The sequence below is a fragment of the Marinobacter sp. genome (assembly GCF_040904845.1).
Classification (GTDB): domain Bacteria; phylum Pseudomonadota; class Gammaproteobacteria; order Pseudomonadales; family Oleiphilaceae; genus Marinobacter.
On record NZ_JBBDSR010000077.1, the window covers coordinates 62,702 to 85,320 of the forward strand.

Annotated in this window: 22 protein-coding genes, 1 tRNA gene and 1 pseudogene; 13 read left to right on the forward strand and 11 right to left on the reverse strand. The window is 57.5% G+C overall.

Annotated elements, in window-relative coordinates:
• Positions 1–13 precede the first annotated feature (13 nt).
• Positions 14–1,033 (forward strand): NAD(P)/FAD-dependent oxidoreductase, encoded by a 1,020-nt coding sequence (locus tag WD429_RS10380; RefSeq protein ID WP_368422100.1) that lies wholly within the window; start codon positions 14–16, stop codon positions 1,031–1,033.
• Between the two features lie 6 nt (positions 1,034–1,039).
• Here WD429_RS10380 and WD429_RS10385 read toward each other — a convergent pair whose 3' ends face one another.
• On the reverse strand, positions 1,040–2,515 hold the full coding sequence (locus WD429_RS10385) for an HD domain-containing protein (RefSeq protein ID WP_368422101.1): 1,476 nt from the start codon (positions 2,513–2,515) through the stop codon (positions 1,040–1,042).
• A 114-nt stretch (positions 2,516–2,629) separates the two neighbouring features.
• On the opposite strand from WD429_RS10385, the gene WD429_RS10390 reads away from it, so the two are divergent.
• The 6 genes from WD429_RS10390 (at position 2,630) to WD429_RS10415 (ending at position 7,201) form a co-directional block, all read left to right on the forward strand.
• Positions 2,630–3,838: a PP2C family protein-serine/threonine phosphatase gene (locus WD429_RS10390; RefSeq protein ID WP_368422102.1), complete on the forward strand. Its 1,209-nt coding sequence runs from the start codon at positions 2,630–2,632 to the stop codon at positions 3,836–3,838.
• A 14-nt stretch (positions 3,839–3,852) separates the two neighbouring features.
• The gene (locus WD429_RS10395; RefSeq protein ID WP_368422103.1) at positions 3,853–4,344 is read left to right on the forward strand and encodes an STAS domain-containing protein; all 492 of its coding nucleotides are present in this window, start codon (positions 3,853–3,855) and stop codon (positions 4,342–4,344) included.
• Positions 4,345–4,368: 24 nt separating this feature from the next.
• Complete coding sequence (locus WD429_RS10400) at positions 4,369–5,436, forward strand: NAD(P)H-dependent glycerol-3-phosphate dehydrogenase (protein WP_368422104.1); 1,068 nt, start codon at positions 4,369–4,371, stop codon at positions 5,434–5,436.
• 24 nt (positions 5,437–5,460) lie between these two features.
• Positions 5,461–5,910, forward strand: coding sequence for a histidine phosphatase family protein (locus WD429_RS10405; protein ID WP_368422105.1), 450 nt, complete (start codon positions 5,461–5,463; stop codon positions 5,908–5,910).
• Positions 5,911–5,964: 54 nt separating this feature from the next.
• Positions 5,965–6,537: a DUF1285 domain-containing protein gene (locus WD429_RS10410; RefSeq protein ID WP_368422106.1), complete on the forward strand. Its 573-nt coding sequence runs from the start codon at positions 5,965–5,967 to the stop codon at positions 6,535–6,537.
• A gap of 202 nt (positions 6,538–6,739) precedes the next feature.
• Entirely contained in the window at positions 6,740–7,201 is a 462-nt protein-coding gene (locus WD429_RS10415; protein WP_368422107.1) for a peptidylprolyl isomerase, read from the forward strand.
• Positions 7,202–7,276: 75 nt separating this feature from the next.
• Here the strand turns inward: WD429_RS10415 and WD429_RS10420 are convergent, their stop codons facing one another.
• Complete coding sequence (locus tag WD429_RS10420; protein ID WP_368422108.1) at positions 7,277–8,929, reverse strand: electron transfer flavoprotein-ubiquinone oxidoreductase; 1,653 nt, start codon at positions 8,927–8,929, stop codon at positions 7,277–7,279.
• Positions 8,930–9,344: 415 nt separating this feature from the next.
• Between WD429_RS10420 and WD429_RS10425 the strand changes: the two genes are divergently transcribed.
• Positions 9,345–10,094 (forward strand): electron transfer flavoprotein subunit beta/FixA family protein, encoded by a 750-nt coding sequence (locus WD429_RS10425; protein ID WP_368422109.1) that lies wholly within the window; start codon positions 9,345–9,347, stop codon positions 10,092–10,094.
• Entirely contained in the window at positions 10,095–11,036 is a 942-nt protein-coding gene (locus WD429_RS10430) for an electron transfer flavoprotein subunit alpha/FixB family protein (RefSeq protein WP_368422110.1), read from the forward strand.
• 28 nt (positions 11,037–11,064) lie between these two features.
• On the opposite strand, the gene WD429_RS10435 is transcribed toward WD429_RS10430, so the two are convergent.
• Together WD429_RS10435 and WD429_RS10440 are read right to left on the reverse strand one after the other, a co-directional pair.
• Positions 11,065–11,526: a hypothetical protein gene (locus WD429_RS10435; RefSeq protein ID WP_368422111.1), complete on the reverse strand. Its 462-nt coding sequence runs from the start codon at positions 11,524–11,526 to the stop codon at positions 11,065–11,067.
• Positions 11,527–11,539: 13 nt separating this feature from the next.
• On the reverse strand, positions 11,540–11,866 hold the full coding sequence (locus tag WD429_RS10440; protein ID WP_368422137.1) for a hypothetical protein: 327 nt from the start codon (positions 11,864–11,866) through the stop codon (positions 11,540–11,542).
• A gap of 226 nt (positions 11,867–12,092) precedes the next feature.
• Between WD429_RS10440 and WD429_RS10445 the strand changes: the two genes are divergently transcribed.
• Together WD429_RS10445 and WD429_RS10450 are read left to right on the forward strand one after the other, a co-directional pair.
• Positions 12,093–12,497, forward strand: coding sequence for a hypothetical protein (locus tag WD429_RS10445; RefSeq protein ID WP_368422112.1), 405 nt, complete (start codon positions 12,093–12,095; stop codon positions 12,495–12,497).
• Between the two features lie 3 nt (positions 12,498–12,500).
• Positions 12,501–13,742, forward strand: coding sequence for a trans-acting enoyl reductase family protein (locus WD429_RS10450; RefSeq protein ID WP_368422113.1), 1,242 nt, complete (start codon positions 12,501–12,503; stop codon positions 13,740–13,742).
• Here WD429_RS10450 and cydC read toward each other — a convergent pair.
• The 4 genes from cydC to WD429_RS10470 are packed head-to-tail and all read right to left on the reverse strand — an operon-like array spanning position 13,739 to position 19,551.
• The gene (cydC, locus tag WD429_RS10455; RefSeq protein WP_368422114.1) at positions 13,739–15,385 is read right to left on the reverse strand and encodes a thiol reductant ABC exporter subunit CydC; all 1,647 of its coding nucleotides are present in this window, start codon (positions 15,383–15,385) and stop codon (positions 13,739–13,741) included. The genes WD429_RS10450 and cydC overlap by 4 nt on opposite strands.
• Positions 15,378–17,096 (reverse strand): thiol reductant ABC exporter subunit CydD, encoded by a 1,719-nt coding sequence (gene cydD, locus WD429_RS10460; protein ID WP_368422115.1) that lies wholly within the window; start codon positions 17,094–17,096, stop codon positions 15,378–15,380. The genes cydC and cydD overlap by 8 nt, the downstream gene beginning before the upstream one ends.
• Positions 17,097–18,098 carry a cytochrome d ubiquinol oxidase subunit II gene (cydB, locus tag WD429_RS10465; protein WP_368422116.1) on the reverse strand — a complete coding sequence of 334 codons (1,002 nt, stop codon included), beginning with the start codon at positions 18,096–18,098 and terminating at the stop codon, positions 17,097–17,099.
• A 1-nt stretch (position 18,099) separates the two neighbouring features.
• Positions 18,100–19,551 carry a cytochrome ubiquinol oxidase subunit I gene (locus tag WD429_RS10470; protein WP_368422117.1) on the reverse strand — a complete coding sequence of 484 codons (1,452 nt, stop codon included), beginning with the start codon at positions 19,549–19,551 and terminating at the stop codon, positions 18,100–18,102.
• A gap of 198 nt (positions 19,552–19,749) precedes the next feature.
• On the opposite strand from WD429_RS10470, the gene WD429_RS10475 reads away from it, so the two are divergent.
• Both WD429_RS10475 and WD429_RS10480 read left to right on the forward strand, forming a co-directional pair.
• A complete protein-coding gene (locus WD429_RS10475) occupies positions 19,750–20,373 on the forward strand; it encodes a class I SAM-dependent methyltransferase (RefSeq protein WP_368422138.1) in 624 nt (207 codons plus the stop codon).
• 73 nt (positions 20,374–20,446) lie between these two features.
• Positions 20,447–20,533: transfer RNA gene (locus WD429_RS10480), tRNA-Leu, on the forward strand.
• Here the strand turns inward: WD429_RS10480 and WD429_RS10485 are convergent.
• From WD429_RS10485 to WD429_RS10495, 3 genes and pseudogenes are all read right to left on the reverse strand, one after another.
• Positions 20,534–20,761: pseudogene (locus WD429_RS10485) on the reverse strand (enoyl-CoA hydratase); the annotation flags it as partial.
• 46 nt (positions 20,762–20,807) lie between these two features.
• Positions 20,808–21,194 carry a hypothetical protein gene (locus WD429_RS10490; RefSeq protein WP_368422118.1) on the reverse strand — a complete coding sequence of 129 codons (387 nt, stop codon included), beginning with the start codon at positions 21,192–21,194 and terminating at the stop codon, positions 20,808–20,810.
• Positions 21,187–22,539 (reverse strand): GMC oxidoreductase, encoded by a 1,353-nt coding sequence (locus WD429_RS10495; RefSeq protein WP_368422119.1) that lies wholly within the window; start codon positions 22,537–22,539, stop codon positions 21,187–21,189. The genes WD429_RS10490 and WD429_RS10495 overlap by 8 nt, the downstream gene beginning before the upstream one ends.
• Between the last annotated feature and the right edge of the window lie 80 nt (positions 22,540–22,619).

Here is a 22,619-nt window from a genome sequence, read left to right on the forward strand (position 1 = left end):
ATGCACTCAAACGATGAATAACCGAAAGTTTCAGTACCCGGATGTACGTCAGGTTGCAGTGGTTGGTTCAGGGGTCGCAGGCCTCTGCACCGCACGACTTTTGATGGAGCAGGGGGCTAGCGTGACCCTTTTCGAGAAAAGTCGCGGCCCGGGTGGCCGCCTTGCAGCAAAGCGGGTCACCGGCGGGTCGGCGGATATGGGTGCCCAGTACTTTACAATCCGCAGCCCCGCATTCCAGGACTTTCTGGCCCGTTTCGCCGGAGAGGGCTCCTTTGCACGCTGGGATGCTCGCCTTGGCTTTCAGGCGCCGGATGGGCATTGGCAGACGTTTCCGCATGAGCCACGTTATGTCGGTGTACCACGGATGACGGCAATCAGTCGTGCACTGTCGGACGGCCTGGACATTCGGGCACAAACGCGCATCACGACAATGGCCCGAAATGACAGGTGCTGGACACTGACTGATACTGACGGCCAGGATTTTGGTCCCTTTGACGAGGTTGTCATAACGGCCCCTCCCGCCCAGACACGAGACCTGCTGGCAGACAGCAACCTTGCTGCGTTGGCCGAACACCTGCGCGGCCCCGTTTCTGCGATATTGCCATGCTGGGCCGTGGCGGCGTATTTTAACGAGCCGCCTTACAGCGAGTTTGATGGCATGCGCCCCAATGACGAGATCCTTTACTGGGTGGCCAATAACACCAGCAAACCGGGCCGAAGCGAGCAGGGGCAATGGTGGGTGCTGCACGCTACACCTGACTGGTCTGCGGCGAACGAAAACACCCCGCCTGATGCTGTGGTAGACGCGATGGTTGCTGCTTTTCGAGCCTTGACCGGCACCGCCTCTGAGCCACTTGAAACCCTGGCGCATCGCTGGCTGTATGCCCGCTCCGTCGGTTCCGATGCTTCCGGCAAGCCCGGATGCCTGTGGTATCCCGAGGAGGGCGTGGGCCTGGCCGGAGACTGGCTCAGTGGCGGCCGCGTAGAAGGGGCCTACCTGAGCGCTGAGGCCCTGGTCCGGGAAATGATTTAACCCGCTTTACTCGCTTTCCCGGGGCGTGGTGACCCCTGGCTGAAGGTAAAAGTGAGTGATAGTGCCATCGCTGAATTTGCTGAAGAATGCGCTGACCTCGGTAATCTTGCGCAAGGAGCGGGTGCGTTTGATGGGGTCTCTCACCAACACTTTTATTCCGTTGAAGTTATCCTGAATATTGGAAAAGCGAGCGCGCATGGAGCAGGTCACCACGCGCGCCGGGTCCAGCTTCAACTGTTCCGCCAGCCAATCGCGGTGATCGGCGATACCTTGATGGCTGAGGTCTTCCCGGGTGTCCAGATGATCCAGCTTGATGCGATCGACAATGCAGCGTGAGAAGCTGTGAGGGTTGCGGCGGGCCACCTTACGGAAGGCTTCCCAGAAGAAGTTGTCCGTCAGTTCCGCGAAGTAGCGCATGTTACTGAGGCAGGTGTCGATCCACTCGAAGCTCTCCGGGTCTTCAAGCACCTCATTGATGGCCTCCCGCAATAGCCAGTCGAAGCCCAGTGCGGTTTTGTGCGCATAAACCTTGCGGTACATTTGATGGCGGCTGTAAACAAAGTCTTCCAGCGCGCCCAGGCCTTTGTGGGTGATCGCCAGCCCAAGCCATGGCTCTGAGACGTCCCAGCCGAAGCGCAGGTTGCTCAGCAGGTGGTCAAGATTGAAACCGCCTATGGTGACGGAGGAGTGGAAACCGTCCCGCAGCATGTAATCCGCCCTGTCGGCGTCAATCTCTCCGGATACGATGGAAGACAGCAGGTCCATGACCAGCCTCGGCACGTCCGCCTGGCTGAGCGCGCCGGAATGGGCATCGTCACCGGCGATGAAGTGCCAGAACGTCCGGGCGTGGCGGCAGAACGCGTCGCTGGGTTGAACGTCCGTGGTTTCCATAATGCCGATCACATCCCGGGCGTCCAGGCCCGCGCTTTCTATACCGATATCCGCCAGCACTTCATGCGCCACCCGGACCGAATAGTGTTCATGCTCCAGTTCGTCCGGTGTGCAACTATGGTAAGAGGAAAAGTCCACACCCTCCCAGAGATCTTCGAACCGGCCAGGGCGTGACATCAGCTGGCGGATCCGACGAGCCTGAGTGAACTGGTGGGAAAAGCTGGAATGGCCGCTGTCATGAAGCAGGCAGCCGAGGCGTATGGTTTTCGCCAGATAATCAATGGCGTCGAGCTGGCTCAGGCTGAGATCGGTCTGCTGGCTGAGCTGTTTCTCCCGAAGGTAGGCATCGATCATCGACCGGAACATTCGCGTGCCGACGTGCATCACGCCAATGCTGTGCAGGAAGCGTGAGTGGGTCGCCCCCGGGAACACCAGGCTGAGTATGTCGTTCTGGCAAATATTGCGCAGGCGCTGAAACAGCGGGTGATCAATCACGCGAATCTCATGCCGGTATAAAGGAATACCCCCATGAACCGGATCCATAATCAGCTTGTCATACGCCCCGAGCAGATCGTTTACCGCGCTTCTCATTGCCTGTTTTCTCCCAAAACCATAAAACTTGCCTTGTTATATCACAGGGTCGTGCCAGAATAGGCGATAGTTACCCGATTTATCCTTTACCGATGGTAGTTTAGGGCCTTAGCCATGACCTCGCGCACCGAGCGCATTCTCATCATAGATGCCGATCAAAAGGCACGGAACGAGCTGAGCCGGCATCTGGAAGCTCGTGGCTTCTATGTGACCGGCTGTACTGATAGCCAGGCAGCCCTTGCGCTGTTCGACCAGAACATTCCGGATGTGATTTTCGCCGATCTGCCAACCCAGGCAATCTCGGAACTGGCATCGCGACTCGAGGATCTCGAAACCTTTACGCCTATTGTGGCCTGTTCTGACACGAAAAACTCGGACGACGTCGTCAACGCGTTGCGAGCCGGTGCCGCTGATTTCGTGTTGAAGCGGGCTTGCGATGGTAAAGACTCGCTGGACGATGTGATAGGTAAGCTATTTGACCGTGTTCGGGTGAACCGGCTCAATCAGCTGTACCGGCAAGAACTCGAAGAGGCCAACCGCGACCTGCGCAATGGCATTTCGGAGCTCAGGGCCGACCAACGCGCCGGGCGTAAGGTGCAGCTGAAAATGTTGCCTGACAACGACCAGTCCCTGGCCGGCCTGAGCGTGTCCCATCTGATCAAGCCGTCGCTGTATCTCAGCGGCGATTTTCTCGACTACTTTCGCATTTCCGAAGACAAGGTCATGGTGTATATCGCCGATGTGTCTGGCCACGGTGCCAGTTCCGCGTTTGTGACGGTATTGCTACGCAATCTGACCAATCGCCTGCTGCGCAACCTGCGCCGGCGCTCAAGCGACGACATCCTCTACCCCGAGCGCTTTCTGGAGCGCATTAACTCGGAACTGCTCGACACGGGGCTCGGTAAACACGTAACCGTTTTTGTTGGCATTATCACGGTTTCGGAGCGTAAATTGAGATATGCGGTCGGCGCACATTTCCCCATGCCGATTCTGTCCTTCGAAGGTGGCAGTACCACGTTTCTGGAGGGCAGCGGCCTGCCGGTCGGGTTGTTTGAATCCCCGGAATGGGAAGTGTACGAGATTCCTTTGGAAAGCCCGTTCCGGCTTATTCTGTTTTCCGATGGCATTCTGGAAGTCATCCGGGCGAAAAGCCTGGATGAAAAGGAAAAGACACTACTTGAACTCGTGTCGGGAGGTAGTCACACTATCGCATCTCTGAGCCAGGCATTGAGCCTTGATGCTATCACAGAATTACCGGACGACATCGCGGTTGTGTCGGTGACTGACATCCAGAACGGTTCAGAAAACACGTCGTCGAATTAGTGGCAGTGTAAAACATGGCTGGTTACAAGATCCTGCAGGCTGAAAATCAGGGTATTTATCTCCTGAAGTTTATTGGTGAAATCCGGCTGAACCTTTGTTCGACGCTGGACAATCTGGTTGAGTCCATCACCCAGGACCCCGAATTCAAAACCGTGGTGATCGATCTCACCGAGTGCGAGATTATCGACAGCACCACGCTGGGCCTGTTGGCAAAGATCGCCATGGCGGCTTATAAACGAAGCCACTTCATGCCCACACTGGTTTCCACCAACCCCGACATTACCCGAATCATCACTTCCATGGGTTTCGACAAGATTTTCATCATCGTTCGCGAACCCGCCTCCAGAATCGAACAACTTGAGGAAATTCCGGTCCTGCGCGCCAGCGAACAGCAAGTGCGTGACAAGGTGCTGGATGCCCACCGCGTGCTGATGGGCCTGAACAGCCGTAACAGGGAAGAGTTCAAGAACCTGGTTCGTGCCCTGGAATGTGAAGAACCGGGCTGATCCATCCTAACGAACGGACACACTATGCCTGATAAAAACGACCTGAAAACGACGGGTGCGCCCGCCACTGGCCGTCATGTCGCCGTGCTTGGCGGAGGCAGTTTTGGCACAGCACTGACCAAGGTGCTGGCGGAAAATGGCCACACCGTTCATTTCTGGATGCGCGATAAAGCGCAGGCAGACGAAATCCGCGGTAGCGGAATCAACAGCCGCTACATGCCGGATATTCACTTGACCGGCGATATTCAGCCCACCACCGATTTTGCCGGCGCGGTTAGAAACGCGGAAGTGGTCTTCGTCGCCATTCCCAGCAAAGCGTTTCGCGCGGTGATACGGGAGCACAGCACGGATTTCTCCGATGACCAGATGGTTATCAGCCTGACCAAGGGTATCGAAGAGCACGGTTTCAAGCTGATGAGTGAAATCCTGCAGGAAGAGCTTCCAAAGTGTCGGAGTGGTGTGCTCAGCGGCCCGAATCTGGCTGGCGAGATTGTGAACCGGGATCTGACCGCAACCGTTGTCGCGGCAAAAGATCCGGACGTCCGCCGGGCTGTGCAAGACCTTCTTGGTTGTGAGTATTTCCGCGTTTACGCAAACGTTGACGTTTACGGCGTTGAGCTTGCCGGTGCCCTGAAAAACATCTACGCGATTGTGTCCGGTCTTGCCACGGCGCTGGATCTGGGAGAAAACGCCAAAGCCATGCTGATCACCCGGGGTTTGGCAGAGATGAGCCGATTTGCCGTCAGCCTCGGTGCCAACCCGATGACGTTCATGGGCCTGGCCGGGGTTGGTGATCTGATTGTCACCTGCACGTCCTCCAGAAGCCGGAACTATCGGGTGGGTTACGCGGTCGGTAAGGGCACCGGGCTGGATGATGCGGTAGCGGAGCTGGGCCAGGTCGCAGAAGGGATCTACACTCTGAAACTGGTTAAGGAAAAATCCGAGGCCATTGGTATTTACATGCCGTTGGTAAAAGGGCTTTATGAGATTCTGTACGGTACCGCGTCCATCAGCGCCGTCATTAACAGCCTGATGATGTCGGTTCAGAACTCAGATGTGGAATTTATTCTACCTCGCACCATCAGTCAGTAACCCTTTGATCGCCGGAGGTGGCCATTGCATCTGATTGTTATGCGGCACGGTGAAGCCGGCTGGCACAGCATTGACCAGCAGCGCGAACTGACCGAAGCAGGGCGCGCTGGCGTGGCAACCGTTGCCGCGGACATCGCGGAGTCACCCTGGCGGCCGGAGCTTATCTGGTACAGCCCGTTGGTCCGCGCAAGGCAGACCGCTGCGATCGCTTCCGAAATTCTGAACTGCCCGATGACGGAAGTCCCGTTCATCACGCCTGAGGATGACCCCGGGCTCTGTCTCGACGCGTTGTTGGAAGCATCTGAATCACCTCTGATGCTGGTCTCCCACATGCCGTTTGTCGGAGCGCTATCGACGTTGTTCGTTGATGCGCATCGCCGTGGCATCCCGTTCATGACGTCTCAGGCGGTTGTGCTGGAAATGCCGGTGATTGGACCCGGCTGTGCCGATCTCAAGGCGCAGTTCCTGCCGTAAACTGGTTTGTTTTGGCCAGAACCATTGATAGGACATAAAAAGGGGCAGCGCACTATGGAGCAACATCCCGATCAACTTGCCAGCCAGGTAGAGCAGTCCGGTGCGCCGGGAAACAGCCCGCCTCCGTTGGAAAAATGGCACCCCGAGCTGTCGGGTGACATCGATATCCGCATTACCCGTGATGGCCAATGGCTCTACAAAGGCGAACCGTTGGCCCGAGAAGCCATTGTTCGTCTTTTCTCTACCATTCTCCGGCGTGAAGACGACGGCGAGTTCTATCTGGTAACGCCCGTCGAGAAGTGGCGGATCACCGTTGAGGATGCACCCTTGTTGGCTCATACGCTGGTCGCCGAAGGTGAGGGGGCCGCACAGACCCTGTCCCTGACCACCAACGTGGGCGAATCCCTGGTGATCGGCGAGAGCCACCCTCTGGTGGTCGGTACCTATCCCTCTGGCGACGAACCAAGGCCCGTGGTGATGCTGCGCCATGGCCTGGAAGCAAGGCTGGTTACCAGCGCTTACTACGATCTCGCCGAACACGTGGTGGAATCCACATCGGACGATGGGAAAACGGTTCTGGGTGTCTGGAGCCAGGGAATTTTTTACGAAATCGGGCAGGGGGGTTGAAAACCTTACCCCAGCCCCAAACAACTGTCGGTAGAAAACACAGTCCGACACTTGTTAAACTGTGGGTTCGATCTTGTTAACGAGCCTGGCTCTCTAACGAGGCCCGGTGGTCGTTTGTCACTCTGTGCAGTCCGGCTGTTCATGCAAACTTGCGATTGCCCAAATTCAATTAAACAGTCATTGCGACACGCAAGGAGATCACATGGCCCAACCTCGTGTTGTCACCATCCAATACACACTCACTAATGACCAGGGTGAGGAACTTGATTCCTCACGTGTAGAAGGTCGTGAGCCTCTGACGTATCTGGAAGGTGCACAGAACATCATCGGCGGACTGGAAAGTGCGCTGAACGAAAAGACCGCCGGAGATCAGGTTAAAGTCTCTGTTGAGCCCGGTGAAGGCTACGGTGAAGTCAACGAAGAGCTGGTCCAGCCGGTTCCACTCTCAGCCTTTGAAGGCGTTGAGTCCATCGAGCCAGGTATGCAATTCCAGGCGGAGACTCCAGGCGGCCCACAGGTTGTACGTGTTGTCGAAGTTGGTGACGAAACCGTCACCATTGATGCCAACCATCCGCTGGCTGGTCAGACCCTGCACTTCGACGTAGAAGTGGTAGAGGCCCGTGAGGCGACTGACGAAGAGCAAGAGCACGGCCACGTGCACTAAGCTTTTCTGAAGCGTTATCGAAAACGGCTCCCGAGGGAGCCGTTTTTTTATGCCTGAAGGTTTTGTGAACCGAACTTACATGTTCGGGTAGTTGGGTCCACCGCCACCTTCCGGAGTTACCCAGTTAATGTTCTGTGCAGGGTCCTTGATGTCGCAGGTCTTGCAGTGAACACAGTTCTGGGCATTGATCTGGAACTTCTTGCCGCTGCCGTCGTCTTTCTCAACCACTTCGTATACGCCGGCCGGGCAGTAACGCTGCGCGGGCTCGTCGTATTTCGGCAGGTTTTCCTCAATCGGAATGTCCGGATTGCTCAGCTTCAGGTGAACCGGCTGATCTTCCTCATGGTTGGTGTTAGATACGAACACCGAGGTCAGGCGGTCAAACGTCAGCTTGTTGTCCGGCTTCGGGTAGCTGATCTTCTTTGCATCCGCCGCCGGTTTCATGGTGGCGTAATCCGGTGTGGTGTCGTGGAAAGTAAACGGCACGCTGCCACGCAGAATATTCTGCTCGAAGAAGGCGAAAGCGCCGCCTACTACGTTGCCGAATTTGTGCATGGCCGGTCCAAAGTTACGCTCATCGTACAGCTCTTTGTACAACCAGCTGTCTTTGAAACGGTCACCGAAGCTAACGATTTCTTCGCCGGCTTTGCCTTCTTTCAGCGCCTCAAACACCGCTTCCGCACCCAGCAGGCCAGATTTCATCGCAGTGTGAGAACCCTTGATCTTGGAGAAGTTCAGGGTGCCCGCGTCACAGCCCAGCAAAAGACCACCGGGGAAACTCATCTTCGGCAGGGAGTTGAAACCACCCTTGGTGATAGCCCGGGCACCGTAGGAAACGCGTTTACCGCCTTCCAGGTACTGTTTCATTTCCGGATGCAGCTTGAGGCGCTGGAATTCATCGAACGGGCTCAAGTGCGGGTTGCTGTAGGAGAGATCGGTAATCAGGCCAACATACACCTGGCCATTCTCAAGGTGATACAGGAACGATCCACCGGTAGAGCCGGACTCATTCAGCGGCCAGCCAGTGGTGTGCACCACGAGGCCAGGCTCATGCTTGGCCGGGTCAATGTCCCACAATTCCTTGATGCCAATACCGTAATGCTGCGGGTCTTTGCCTTCATCAAGCTTGAAATCATTGATCAGGCGCTTGCCGAGGTGGCCGCGGCAGCCTTCGGTGAACATCGTGTATTTGGCGCGCAGCTCCATGCCCGGCATATAACCGTCTTTTTCGCTGCCGTCACGGGCGACGCCCATGTCACCGGTAATGATGCCTTTTACCTGGCCATCTTCCACGATGGTTTCAGAGGCCGCAAAGCCGGGGTATACCTCAACGCCCAGACCTTCCGCCTGCTCGGCAAGCCAGCGGCACAGGTTGCCCAGGCTGATAATGTAGTTGCCATGGTTGTGCATGTTTTTCGGCACAAAGGCATTGGGAATCTTGGTGGCACTTTCCTGATTCTTCAGCAGGAAAATATCATCCCGGGTGACCGGTGTGTTCAGCGGCGCACCTTTTTCTTTCCAGTCCGGGAAGAGTTCGTTCAGGGCAGTGGGTTCAAATACCGTGCCGGCCAGAATATGGGCACCGATCTCGGAGCCTTTCTCGACGACACAGACGGTCAGTTCTTCTCCGGCTTCCTGAGCCAGCTGCATCACCCGGCATGCTGCCGAAAGGCCAGCGGGCCCACCGCCGACGATAAGAACATCAAATTCCATCGATTCGCGTTCCACGTTGGTCTCCTCATACTTCTTTTAATGAATATTGTGTGCCCGCAGGCAATTAATCAGGGGCGCTATCATACCGGTAAAAATGCCTATAGACGACTACCAAGGGTTGATTTGCCCAAGTATCCATCTCAAAGGATAGCGTATTTCAAAATTCAAACAAACGTTTGTTTGAATTTTAGCCTGTCCTTTGGCATTCTTATTCAAGATGCTAAGTGTGTGAGCTGAGTCATTTTTTAGTATCGTCTCACAGCGAGTTGGAGTCAACACAGGTTGATTGGCTGTGAAAACAGGCGTGGCGCGTCGAAAGGGGCTATTGACCCGATGCACCTTTGCCGGCAGTATTATGTCGCCGTGACAGCAGGCCCCGCGTGAGGTATGCAAGTCATCATTAAACCCATCGTAGAAGAACGAGGAATCTATGAAGGTTCTGGTCGCTGTAAAACGAGTTATCGACTACAACGTTAAGGTGCGCGTCAAGCCGGACAACACCGGCGTTGATCTCGCCAACGTTAAGATGGCAATGAACCCATTCTGCGAAATCGCTGTTGAAGAAGCGGTTCGTTTGAAAGAGAAGGGTGTTGCCAGCGAAATCGTGGTGGTTTCCATTGGCCCGAAGGCCGCCCAGGAGCAAATCCGTACTGCTCTGGCTCTGGGTGCTGATCATGGTATCCACATCGAAACAGACGAAGAAGTCCAGTCTCTCGAAGCGGCCAAGCTGCTCAAGAGCGTGGTCGAGAAAGAAGAGCCCAAGCTGGTCATTCTCGGTAAGCAATCCATCGATTCTGATAACAACCAGACTGGCCAGATGCTGGCCGCATTGACCGGAATGGGTCAAGGCACGTTCGCATCCGAAGTGGTTGTTGATGGTGAGAAAGTAAACGTCACCCGCGAAGTGGATGGCGGTCTGATGACACTTTCCCTGAGCCTGCCGGCGGTTGTGACCACCGACCTTCGCCTGAACGAGCCGCGCTACGCTTCGCTTCCGAACATTATGAAAGCCAAGAAGAAGCCGCTTGAGTCCATGAGCCCGGCCGATCTGGGCGTCGACATTGCCGCTCGTCTTTCCACTCTGAAAGTTGAAGCTCCGGCCGCCCGTCAGGCTGGTGTCAAGGTGGCTGACGTAGCTGAGCTGGTCGATAAACTGAAGAACGAAGCGAAGGTGATCTAAATGAGCATCCTTGTAATTGCTGAACATGACAACAGCAGCCTGAAGCAGGCTACCCTGAGTGTGGTAGCGGCTGCCAAGGCCATCGGTGGCGACATCGACGTACTGGTTGCCGGCGAGAACTGCGGTGCCGTGGGCGAAGCCGCTGCGAAAGCTGAAGGCGTCAACAAGGTACTGGTTGCCGACAACGCTGCTTACGGCCATTTCCTGGGCGAAAACCTGGGTGACCTGGTCGCTGAAATCGGTAAGGGCTACAGCCACATCCTGGCCGCCGCCGGCACCACGGGTAAGGATTTCATGCCACGCGTTGCAGCGCTGCTGGACGTTGCCCAGGTTTCCGACATTATCCGCGTTGAATCCGAAGACACCTTCGTGCGTCCGATTTACGCCGGTAATGCCATTGCCACCGTCAAGGCGAGCGATGCTATCAAGGTCGTCACCGTACGCCCGACTGGCTTTGACCCCGTAGCCGCCGAAGGCGGTTCTGCAGCGGTTGAGCAGCTGGACGTGGTGAAAGACGCTGGTCTGTCTTCGTTTGTGAACGAAGAACTGGCCAAGTCAGACCGTCCGGACCTGGCAAGCGCAGGCATCGTGGTTTCCGGTGGCCGCGGCATGCAGAACGGCGACAACTTCAAAATGCTGGAGCAGGTTGCCGATCTCATGGGTGCTGCCGTTGGTGCATCCCGTGCAGCGGTTGACGCTGGCTTCGTACCCAACGATATGCAGGTCGGTCAGACCGGTAAAATCGTTGCACCGCAGCTGTACATCGCGGTGGGCATCTCCGGTGCCATCCAGCACCTTGCTGGTATGTCTGACTCCAAAGTGATCGTTGCGATCAACAAGGACGAAGAAGCGCCGATCTTCCAGGTTGCCGATTACGGCCTGGTAGCGGACCTGTTTGAAGCGGTTCCGCAGCTTGAGGAAGAGTTGAAGAAAGTTCTGTAACTTTCTGAAGACTTAGAAAAAAAGGCACCTACGGGTGCCTTTTTTTATGGTGTTTCGAAATCATCCGTTTTTCAGATTGCCCAAGGATCAAGGTGTCCGCCAGTATGTGAATCGCACGGTTGGTGGTGCGCACACCGCGGTAGATCTTCTGGCTGGTTTCATCGTGGCTATCCCGAGCCTTGCGAGCGCTCAGACGGAATTCGTCATCCCGCGAAAAATGATCGATCAGCCCAAACGTGGTCGCTGAGATCGCTTTGTGAACACGCTCCACAGCGCTCGCACTATTGGTCACGGTGTCCTGAAGTAACCGGGCGCGGTTTCGGACTTCCAGCAAATCCATCCGGCTTTTCTGAATGGCGCTGTTTGCGGCAATTCGGTCGGAATTCACCACGCGCAACTCTCTGCGGCTACCCAGTAACTGCCAGTAGGTGTACGCCATACCGCCGGTTGAAATGGTTAACAGGGTAGCGGAGGCTATCAGTGTCATCATGAGCAAACCCTCCTCATCGGTATTCTATGTGTATCTGAACGTCGATGTCCCGCTCGGCAAGCTCCAGTTCCAGCTCTTTCATCACTTCCTGGTACACCATTTTTCGAACCATCACCGGCAGGTGGTCAGCCAGGACCCGGGCTGACCGGGATTCCCGTTTAGCCAGAGCAATCGGATCAACCACTTTGAGCGTAAGTACCAGCTCAGGGTCCCGGTCCGGTTCTGTGATGTCGTCACTTTCCATCATCTGCGCAATGACTTTTCGCTGCTCCAGAAGCTGCCAGGCAAGAAAAGTGCTGAAAAGCACCAGCAGCAGGCTTACGATCAATAGCAATGTCACCAAGGTGAACCTCCGAAAAGGGCGTGTTTTTTGTTTCTCTCGAGTGCTTCTTGATCCAGTGTGCCGGAACACGGGTGACAAACGATTGGCCGTGCCGACGGCGCAAGCAAGGTGCGCAGGAAAGCAACGCAGCCTCACAAAAGCGTGAGTTTGTGTTGCAGTCTGATGGTAGTGTGCCCAGTATCAAGGGGTTAACACACCTTTCATCGTTTTCTGAGGACAATGCATGGTTTGGTTAAAAGCATTCATCAGTGGTTTTCTCGCAACACTCGTGTTTCACCAGGGCCTGTTTGGCCTGTTCTATCTGGGTGGCATAGTGCCCGCCGCGCCCTTCAACATGGCAGCAGTACCTCCGCTGGGTGTGCCTGCGGTGTTGTCCCTGGCGTTTTTCGGAGGGCTCTGGGGCATTATACTGTGGGCAATCCTTGGTCGCCTGGCCGGCCTAGGCTATTGGCTGGGCCACATACTTGCCGGTGCCATTGGCCCGACCGCCATAGCGATGCTGGTGGTATTCCCCGCCAAGGATCTGGACGTATCCGCTCAGACCTGGATCGGCGGGCTTATCCTGAACGGCTTCTGGGGCCTCGGGGTGGCACTGTTTATGTTTTTTCTCCAACGCAAAAAGGGATGATCGATGACACAATCAACGGAAACCACCTATGACCTGGTGGTGTTTGGAGCCACCAGTTTTGTCGGGCAAATCCTCACACGCTACCTGTTCGAGAGTTATGGCCTGGGCAAATCGGTCAAATGGGCGATTGCCGGCCGCTCTGAGGGGAAACTCAATACTCTGAAGTCAGCGCTGGGTGCCGGAGCGAAAGAGCTTCCGGTCATCCTGGCGGATGCGAGCGACGAGTCAGCATTGCAGAATATGTGCGAACAGACCCGAGTCATTATATCGACGGTCGGCCCGTATGCCCTGTTCGGTGAACCTCTGGTACAGGCATGCGTGCGCACCGGCACCGACTATTGTGACCTGACCGGCGAGGTGCAGTGGATTCGCAAAATGGTTGAGCGTTACGAGGAAGAGGCCAAATCTTCCGGCGCACGTATCGTCCACTGTTGCGGGTTTGACTCCATTCCGTCCGATATGGGTGTCTGGTTCCTGCAGAACAAAGCAGAAGAAACCTTTGGCACACCCTGCCGGGATGTCCGCATGCGGGTGAAAGTGGCAAAAGGGGAGTTCTCCGGCGGTACCGTCGCGTCCATGATCAACGTCGCCAAGGAAGCCGCGGCCGATCCGAAGCTGCGCAAAGAGCTGGCGAACCCGTTTTCGATCTGCCCGCCGGAGCACCGCTCCAAAACCCGCCAGCCAAGCCTGAAGGGCGCGGAATTCGACCGAACCTTCAACGCCTGGCTGGCCCCGTTCGTGATGGGTGCGATCAACACCCGGGTGGTGCACCGTTCCAACGCCCTGCAGAACGCCCGTTACGGTCAGGAGTTCACCTACGACGAAGCCATGATGACTGGCCGGGGCACCAAAGGCCGGCTGACCGCCTACGGCATCACCGGGGGGCTGGCCGCATTTTTCACGGCTTCCGCGATCAAACCGACGCGCTGGCTGGTGGAAAAGTTCCTGCCCAAGCCTGGTGAGGGGCCAAGCCCGGAAGCGCAGACATCGGGTTACTATGACCTGCGGTTTGTGGGCCGCACCGAAGATGGCAAAACCCTCATCACCAAAGTCACCGGCGACCAGGACCCAGGCTATGGTTCAACCGGCAAGATGCTGGGCGAAGCCGGCATGTGCCTGGCGTTCGATATTCCGGCGGATCAGCCTGGTGGGTTCTGGACCCCGGCGTCGCTGCTTGACGGCAAGCTGCTTGACCGGCTGACCAGCAAAGCCGGGCTGACGTTTGAAGTGGTGGAAACCCGCTAACCGGTCAGGTGAATCACGCGGTCGGTGCCCGGCAGGGCATCCGGCCCGTGGACCAGGCTGATCACCGATTTGCCCTGCAGGTACGTGTCCATCCGCCTGGATATTCTTTTGCGGGTGTCCGCGTCCAGCCCGGTGAAGGGCTCATCCAGAATGATCACCCATGCGGGGCTGAGCAACACCCTCGCCAGCGCCACGCGCCGCGCTTCACCACCCGAAAGCCGATTGCCACCGCTGCCCAGCCAGCAATCCAGCTGGTCGGGCTCTCCCGCGAAGCGTTCCGCCAGTTCGACCAGTTCCAGCATCCGCCACAACTCTGCATCGCTGGCGTTCGGCGAGCCCAGCAACAGATTCGCTCTCAGTGTGTCGTCGAACAGTACCGTAGTTTGGGTGAGATAGGCCTGCGGCCCGCTCGCGATGGCACCCTGAGCAGGGGCCAGAAGACCGGCGAAGCTGTCTGCCAGGGACGACTTCCCACTGCCAGAATGCCCGATAATACCGAGACGTTCACCGGCTTTCAGCGCCAGATCAAAATGGCTGAACAGCAAAGCGTGGCCCGGATGCTTCACCGCCAGATCGCTTGCCTGCAGTGCAGTGTCGGTTGGGGCGACGTCGCCGGTTTCCCGTTCACGATCAGGGTTTAAGTTTGAGTGTGGGTTTGAGTGCGGGTGCGGAGCGCTGTCCCGGTTCAACCGCACCGCGGAGGCCACCGTCGCGCCGAGCTTCCCGAACGCGTCTGGCAGCATGCCGTACACTTCGCCAAGCCCGAGAATGGCAATCGGCAGCAAAACCAGCACCGGCCCGGAGATCGCATCGGCGCGAAACAGCGCGATGCCAGCCCAAAGTGCGCCCACCGTGGCAAGATTGATCAGAAAATGAGACCCCGCCAGGTGCCAGCCCACGCGGGTTTCAATCCGGGCCTGGTCCGAGCTCACCTGATGCGCCCGCCGCAACAGCCAGGCGGCGTGTTTCCCTGTGCGCCCGGCTGCTGTCAGTTCCGCAAACCCTTCCAGATGTTCAATCACCCCAACACGCAGGTTTTCCTGCCGGTCGCTCTGTTCAAAAGCCAGCTGCCGCGTGCGGAAGTACACACCCATGGTGGCAACGCCTAATGCGGCTAGCAATAACAGCCCGACCAGCAACGCTGCCTGACCATCAAAGAGAACAGCCGTGAGGGCAACCACGAGCATGCTAATGACGCCAGCAAGGGCCGCAGGTGCAATCAGCCGAAGGTAGAGAGTGTCCAGAGCGTCGACATCACTGGTGAGCCTTGAGAGCCACTGCGCACCGGTCAGCGCTGTGCGGTCACCCCGGCTGGCCAGCGACAGCTTCTGGAACAGCGCGACCCTTATGTCGGTCAGTAGCTGAAGCACCGTATTGTGGTTGTAAACCCGCTCAAGATACCGGAACACGGTGCGGGCCACGGCAAAAAAGCGAATCGCTCCGCCCGGAACGTAGAGGTTAATGGTGGCAACGGTGCCGGCGGCAATCAGCAGCCCAACCCGCGCTGTTTCGGTAATAAACCAGCCCGACACGGCCAGCAGGGCGATGCCTGAGAGCAGGGTGGCGAAAATAAGAGCGGCACCCGCCACCAGCCGGCCGGGTCGCCGGAACACCAACCGAAGCCAGGGCAAAAGGTCACGCATCGCGAACCTCCCCGTCGGAGACCAGCAACACCCGGGTTGCGAGCGTCAGCAACGCCTGATGGTGGGTGGAAAAAATCAGCGTTTTACCGGCCACCGCCAATTTGTGCAGGGCGTCGAGAACGAATATCTCGCTGTCGCTGTCCAGGCCAGCGGTGGGTTCGTCCAGCAGGATCAGATCGTAATCCGCCAGGAAAATGCGGGCCAGGCTCAACCGGCGTGACTGGCCCCCGGATAACCCTTGGCCATCCTCGGAGACGGCGCTGTAAATGCCATCTGGGCGGTTGTCCAGAAGCGGGCCAAGCCCGACCTGCCGCAGCGCGGAATCGATGGCAATATCGGAAGCCTCCGGCGTGGTCAGGCGAAGGTTGTCTGCCCAGGTGCCGTGAACGAGGAACCCTTTTTGACCGAGCCAGCCAAACCGGACCTTACCGGGCGGGCTGCCAAAAACGCTCAGGCCACCGCTGTCCGGTGCTAGGAATCCGGCAAGAAGGTGCAGCAGGGAAGACTTGCCGCCGCCTGACGGACCGGTGAGCGCAACTACATCGCCCCGGGGAACCGTCAGTGAGATACGATCAAGCACCGCGCCTTGATCCTGGAACGCCAGCGAGAGCGACGTCAGGACAATGGCACTGTCATCTGCAGTTGGTGGCAACGATGATGGGTGGTTGCCGTGCGTGTCAGTCCGGGTGGCACGCAGCCGAGCCAGTATCTCAGCACCGGCACCGAGCGCGGCTGCGCGGTCATGATAATGCTGGGACAGCGTTCGTAATGGTTGGAAAAACTCAGGTGCCAGCAGCAGTATCAGCAGCCCGGAAAACAAGGTCAGATCTTCGGCGGGCCCGAAGCTGATATACCCCAGTAACCCAAAACCGATGTAGATCGCAATGACCGCGATGGCCACGGAAGCGAAAAACTCCAGCACCGCCGAGGAAAGAAACGCCACTCGCAGGGTTTTCATGGTGATCTGTCGGTAGCGGTCGGAGCGCACCCGAATCAGCTCAGCGGCACTGGCGGTCTGCCCGAACAACTGGAGGGTTGTCAGCCCGCGTACCTTATCCAGAAACTGCCCGGAAAGCCGGCTGACGGTTTCAAAGTGCTGCTGGTTGAGTTTCTCTGCGCCCATGCCGACCAGCGCCATAAACAGCGGAATCAGCGGCGCGGACAAAAGCAGGAACAGGCCGGCGAGCCAGTCCAGCCAGAACACCACCGCCAGAATCAGCAACGGCAGAGCCACCGACAAGGTCAATTGCGGGAGAAATCGGGAAAAGTAGCCGTGGAGCGCGTCGACGTGATCCAGCCATTCGCGGGCCAGGGTTCCCGCCGACGAGTGGGCCAGGGCGACCGGGCCGGTTGCTCGCCAGTAGCGGTTAATTCTACGCCGGGCATCCCGCCGAACCTGCATACTGCAGAGCGCCGCGAGCCGGCTTTGCACGCCCTGTGCAAGGGCGCGCAGGCCCAGCACGAGGATTAACCCGATAAACAGCGGCGTCAGTTCAGACGCTGGAGCGCCATCAACCACGCCCGAGTGGACAATCCAGGCCAGCAGCGCCATCTGCACAATCGTAGCCACGCCGGCAACCACACCGGCCGCTACCGCACCGCGTATCCAGTGGCGGCTACCCCGGGCAAGGTCGGCGAGCCAGGCCCTGACGTCTTGCTGGCCGGTAACACCGGCCGTGTCACCGGCCGGTTCGGGCTGGTGCCGTCCCACTTAGTGGTAGCCCTCGCCCGCACGTACCTTGCCGCGAAACACCCAATAGGTCCACGCCGTGTAAGTCAGCACGATGGGAATCACGAACAGCAGCCCCAGCAACAGGAACAGCTGAGATTCATAAGCCGATGCCGCATCCCACAGGGTGTAATCAGGGGGTACAACGTACGGCCAGCGGCTGACCAACAGCCCCAGATAGGTAAAGATGAACATGCCCATGGTCGCCACGAAGGGCATGCCCTCGTGGCGTTTGCGTACCGAACGGAAGATCTGCAAGGCACACAGCATCGCCAGGGCGGGCAGCACCCAGATCACCGTCAGGTTGGAGAACCAGCGGTCTCGTACCAGCTCATCCACAAACGGCGTCCACACGCTGATGACACCAAATACCACCAGCACCACTGCAAGCAGCGGCAGCGTCAGTTTGTACGCCCAGGCCTGAAGGTGACCTTCGGTTTTCAAGATCAGCCAGGTGGCACCCAGCAGGGAGTAACCGGCCAGCAAACCAAACCCGGTCAGCACCGTGAAGGGGGTCAGCCAGTCAAACGGGCCACCCACGAACACGCCGTCGGCCGTTTTCATACCCTGAATATACGCGCCCACAACCGCCCCCTGGGCGAACGCCGCAACGGTCGAGCCCCCGGCAAACGCCCAGTTCCACAGATAGCGGGACGTGTTGGCCTTGAAACGGAACTCAAACGCCACGCCCCGGAAAATCAGCCCGGCCAGCAGCAGAAACACACCGATGTACAGCGCCGGAAGAAAGATGGAATACACCAGCGGAAACGCAGCCAACAGCCCGGCACCGCTGAGCACCAGCCAGGTTTCGTTGCCATCCCAGACCGGCGCAACGGTGTTCATCATGGTGTCGCGATCTTCCTCGGAGGGGGCAAACGGAAACAGAATGCCAACCCCCAGATCAAAACCGTCCATCAACACATACATGATGATGCCAAAGCCAATGATGAAGGCCCAGATAAGCGGCAGATCAAACAGTTCCATATCAGTGGCCTCCCTGGTTGATGGGCTTTACGGGCTTGAAGGTACCGACCATGCCGTCGCCGTGTTCAATTTCAAAGGGCACGTGGGTCGCGGAGAACGGGCGCTTGGGCCGCTCGGCTTCGTGATCGTCCTCCTCGTGGGTATCTTCCAACCCGACATACAAAACGCGCAAGAGGTAATACACCCCGGCGGAGAACACCATGCCGTACACCACGATGTAACCGATCAGAGTGAACAGCGCCATGCCGCCGGTGAGTGAAGGCGTTACCCCTTCCGCGTGGGTCATCTGGCCGTAGACCAGCCAGGGCGCGCGACCGGATTCCGTAACAATCCACCCGGCCAGCACCGCAAAAAACGGCGCAATGCTCATAAATCTCAGCCCCTGCAGGAACCAGGGGGTACGCCAATAGCGGTCACCAACCCTGAGCACCAGCCCGGTCAGGCCGAAGGCAATCATCAGCAGGCCAAGGCCGACCATCACCCGGAATGACCAGAACACCAGCGCCACCGGTGGCCGCTCATCGGCGGCAACTTCCTTGAGGCCCGGTACCTCACCATCCCATTCATGAGTCAGGATAAAGCTCGCCAGGCTGGGCACGCCGATCTCGAAGTGGTTTGTCTCCTCATCCTGATCAGGGATCGCGAACAGCAAAAGAGGCACGTTGCGGGACGTTTCCCAGTTGCCCTCCATTGCCGCCACCTTGGTGGGCTGGTGCTCCATAGTGTTCAGACCGTGAAAATCCCCGACCACAGCCTGGAGTGGGGCGATGAACAGCAGCAACCACAGGCACATGGACAGCGCCTTCTTATTCGCTTCAGTTTCCCGCCCCCGCAATAGGTACCAGGCGCTGACGCCCGCCACCACAAAGCCACCGACCAGGAAAGACGCCAACCCCATGTGCATGAACCGATAGGGGAACGAGGGATTGAAAATGGCCTCGCTCCAGGAGGTGACATAAAACACCCCCTCACGCAGCTCCGCACCGGCCGGCGTGTGCAGCCAACTGTTGGCGGACAGTATCCAGAAGGAAGAAATAAACGTACCCGTGGCCACCATGATCGCGGCAAACAGGTGAACGCCGGGCGGCACCTTATGCCGGCCAAACAGCAACACCCCAAGAAACGCGGCCTCGAGGAAAAACGCCGTGAGCACTTCGTAGCTCAGCATCGGCCCGAGGAAATTGGCAGAGGCCTGGGCAAAATTGCTCCAGTTGGTGCCGAACTGAAACGACATCACAATGCCCGACACCACGCCCATGCCGAAGACCACCGCAAACACCTTGGTCCAGAACGCGGAAAGCTTCTCCCACACAGGGTTTTGGGTTTTGAAAGCCAGCCCCTCAAGCACCGCGATGTAGGAGGCAAGGCCGATGGTGAACACCGGAAAAATGGCGTGAAATGACACCACGAACGCGAACTGAATTCGCGATAGGATGAGAGGATCGAGTTCCATGGGAACCTCCGGTAACTACTCACACGTTTCGTTAGCGGGTATGACGCGCCCGCGCGGCCGCTGCTCATCTTGTAGAGTTGTTATTACCGGCAGATGCGAGCCATGGTAATGGAAACAGGGCCCAAACCAACAGCGCACCTTGTCGCAGCGATTGATTTAAAACAATAATGGCGATTCAGAACCAGTATGGCGAAACCAATGAGCTTTTACGAAGACAGAATACTGCCCCACATCATAGACCGCGCCTGCTCATTGGGCCAGGTGATGAAACTGCGCAGCGAGGTGGTACCCAAGGCCAGGGGGATCGTATTGGAAGTGGGCATGGGCTCTGCCATCAACCTGCAATTCTACAACCCGGAGACCGTCAGCCTGGTCTACGGCCTGGAACCCTCCGAAGGCATGCGCCGAAAGGCCCAAAACAATCTTGAACGCTCACCGGTCCAGGTGGAGTGGCTGGACCTGCCCGGCGAACAAATCCCGTTGGGCGACGAGTCCGTTGATACCGTGCTGCTGACCTTCACCCTGTGCACCATCCCGGACTGGCGCGCCGCGCTGGAGCAGATGAAACGCGTACTCAAACCCGGCGGCGAACTGCTGTTCCTGGAGCACGGCGAATCCCACGACCACAGCATCCGCACATGGCAACATCGCATTACCCCAGGCTGGAAGAGACTCGCCGGCGGCTGCCACCTGAACCGCCCCATCGCCGACCTGATCCGTGAAGCCGGCTTCGACATCCTCGAACTGGAAAACCTCTACATGCCCAAAGCCCCAAAGATCGCCGGCTACATCTACAAGGGCAGGGCGGTGAAACCCGCCTGATCAATGCGGTAATTGGAATTGCGTTAGCCCACACGGCCTTATACAATTCTGCCCCTCAAAACCTCCCTCCGATGCCCGGATGGTGAAATTGGTAGACACAAGAGACTTAAAATCTCTCGGCCGCAAGGCTGTGCCGGTTCGATTCCGGCTCCGGGCACCATTATTTTTTCGCCATGGCCTCCAACATCCGATTCACCGCCTCCAGGTGCTCCGGCTCGTTATGGCACATCCCCTGAAAATTCGCGCACACATTCAGGAAATCCTTCAGCTCCATACGCGGTGCCATTTTCATCAGGCGTTTCGTTAGTCGTGTTGCTTTTGGCGGCTGGCTAGCCATGCGGTTTGCCATGGTTTGTGTTGTGTTCATTAGTTCGTCGGCGGGTACCAATCGCCAACATTCGATCGACCAGCACCGAAATTGCAGAAACTGGACATTATTTCCGCCTTACCCGGCGGTCTTTGTGCAGGTATGCCAGGGCGTACAACTCGAGTTCGGTCTGCGTGTAGTAAAAGCCCTTATAGATGATTAGCGGCTCGTGACGCGCCAGACAGATCACCTGTTTACGGTTTATTCCGTGGTGTGTCGAGATGACGCCTTTGTACAACAACGCCATGTGGAGCGCGTCCAGAGACCTGCCCGCCGAGTAATCGCTGAAAAATGGGTCTGAAAGCTCCACAAGCTGTTTATTGAGTGCCGTTCTGGGCGAGGCTATGTCGCCGCGCTCAAGAGCTCGCCCGTTGAGCATCAACCGCCCGCAACCGCTGACGCTGAGCCATGTCACCGCAGCACTGAGACCGATGAGAAAGGTGCGCCTATCCATGGGCATTTCCTTTTAAAGTGCCGGCAAGGTGCGCGCCCAGACGCAACGCCATTGCCACAATGGTATAGGTCGGGTTGGAGGCACCGCCAGCTGGAAAGACCGACGATCCGGCCACGTAGAGGTTATCGGTGGTATGCACGCGGCAGTTGCTGTCGACCACGGAATCGGCCGCCGACAGCCCCATTCGTGTGGTACCCATCAGGTGTCCACCATCATGCACTCTGAATTCGGGCTGTAGGACAGAGGGGCGCCCCAATCCTGAGCGTAGGAGTGCCTCGCCGAACAGGCACCAGCTCTGGCGCGCCAGATCATGGTAGCGGTAATGGAAATCAACCCGTGGCATGGGGATACCAAGGTAATTGCGCTGGTCGCTGTCGCTTACGGAATTCCTGAAATCCGGGGCAATCTCGGCCCGAATGGAAACCGGGGTATGAAACATCTCGCGCCGCTCGCCCAGCAGCACGGTCCGGGTCATCTGCTCCAGATTAAAATCCGCACTGAAAGACAGCACTCCATTTTCGATGCAATAGCTGTCTGATAACTGGAGCGCGTGTACTACGCGAGGATCTTCTTTAATGCCCCTCGGGAGCCGGTCCCGATCCAGGTACATGTCCGCCACCGCGTAGATGTGTGGATGCTCCATCAGGCCCAATCCGATGGGCATCTGCTCAACGATATCTGAAAGCTGCAGCAACCGGGGATTCCCGACGCCACCACAGGCAAGTACAAAGGTATCAGCCGACACGAATGTCGGTGAGAGCCGGGGTGCAAGCGTGTCCCGCAGTTCCAGAGCGGTGACGGTGTGCCCCCGCGTTATCAGTCGGACAGCGGTGGTGCCAAGTATCAGGTCAACGCGGGGATGGTATTGGAAAAAGGAATGGTACTTTTTATTGAACCGAACCGGCGGGCTCAGGTAGAAGGGCTTGTAAACCAGCTCCGATGTTCCTTCAATGGCTACCGGCGGTAGTCGATAGGCGTCGTCTGGCAACTCGAGAATACGGGCGGCAGCGGGATACCAACGGTCTATTTCCTGGTAGGAGAGAGACCATGCCTGAGCTGCGAAGGCTCTTTTCTCCAGCACGGCGCAAAACCCGCCCCAGATAGTCGAGGTGCCGCCAAAGCAACGTTGCGTGTGCATGGGGAAGTAATTGTCGTTCAAATCGCCATGTAACTGAACGCTGGCCAGGGCCTGGATGGTTGGGTGTGGTTCCAACAATCCGCTTTCGATGACAGCGATTTCAAGGGAAGGATCTTTGGACAACTCAAGTGCCGTAGTGATGCCGGCGGGACCGCTACCAAGGATAATAGTGTCATAGTGACGGTGTTTCGGTTGATGGAGAATCATAGATTCAACCTTCCTCTCCAAACAATCTGTCCCGGTTTTCAAAAAGGTGTGATGGCCGGACGCACTGATTGCCATCAGAT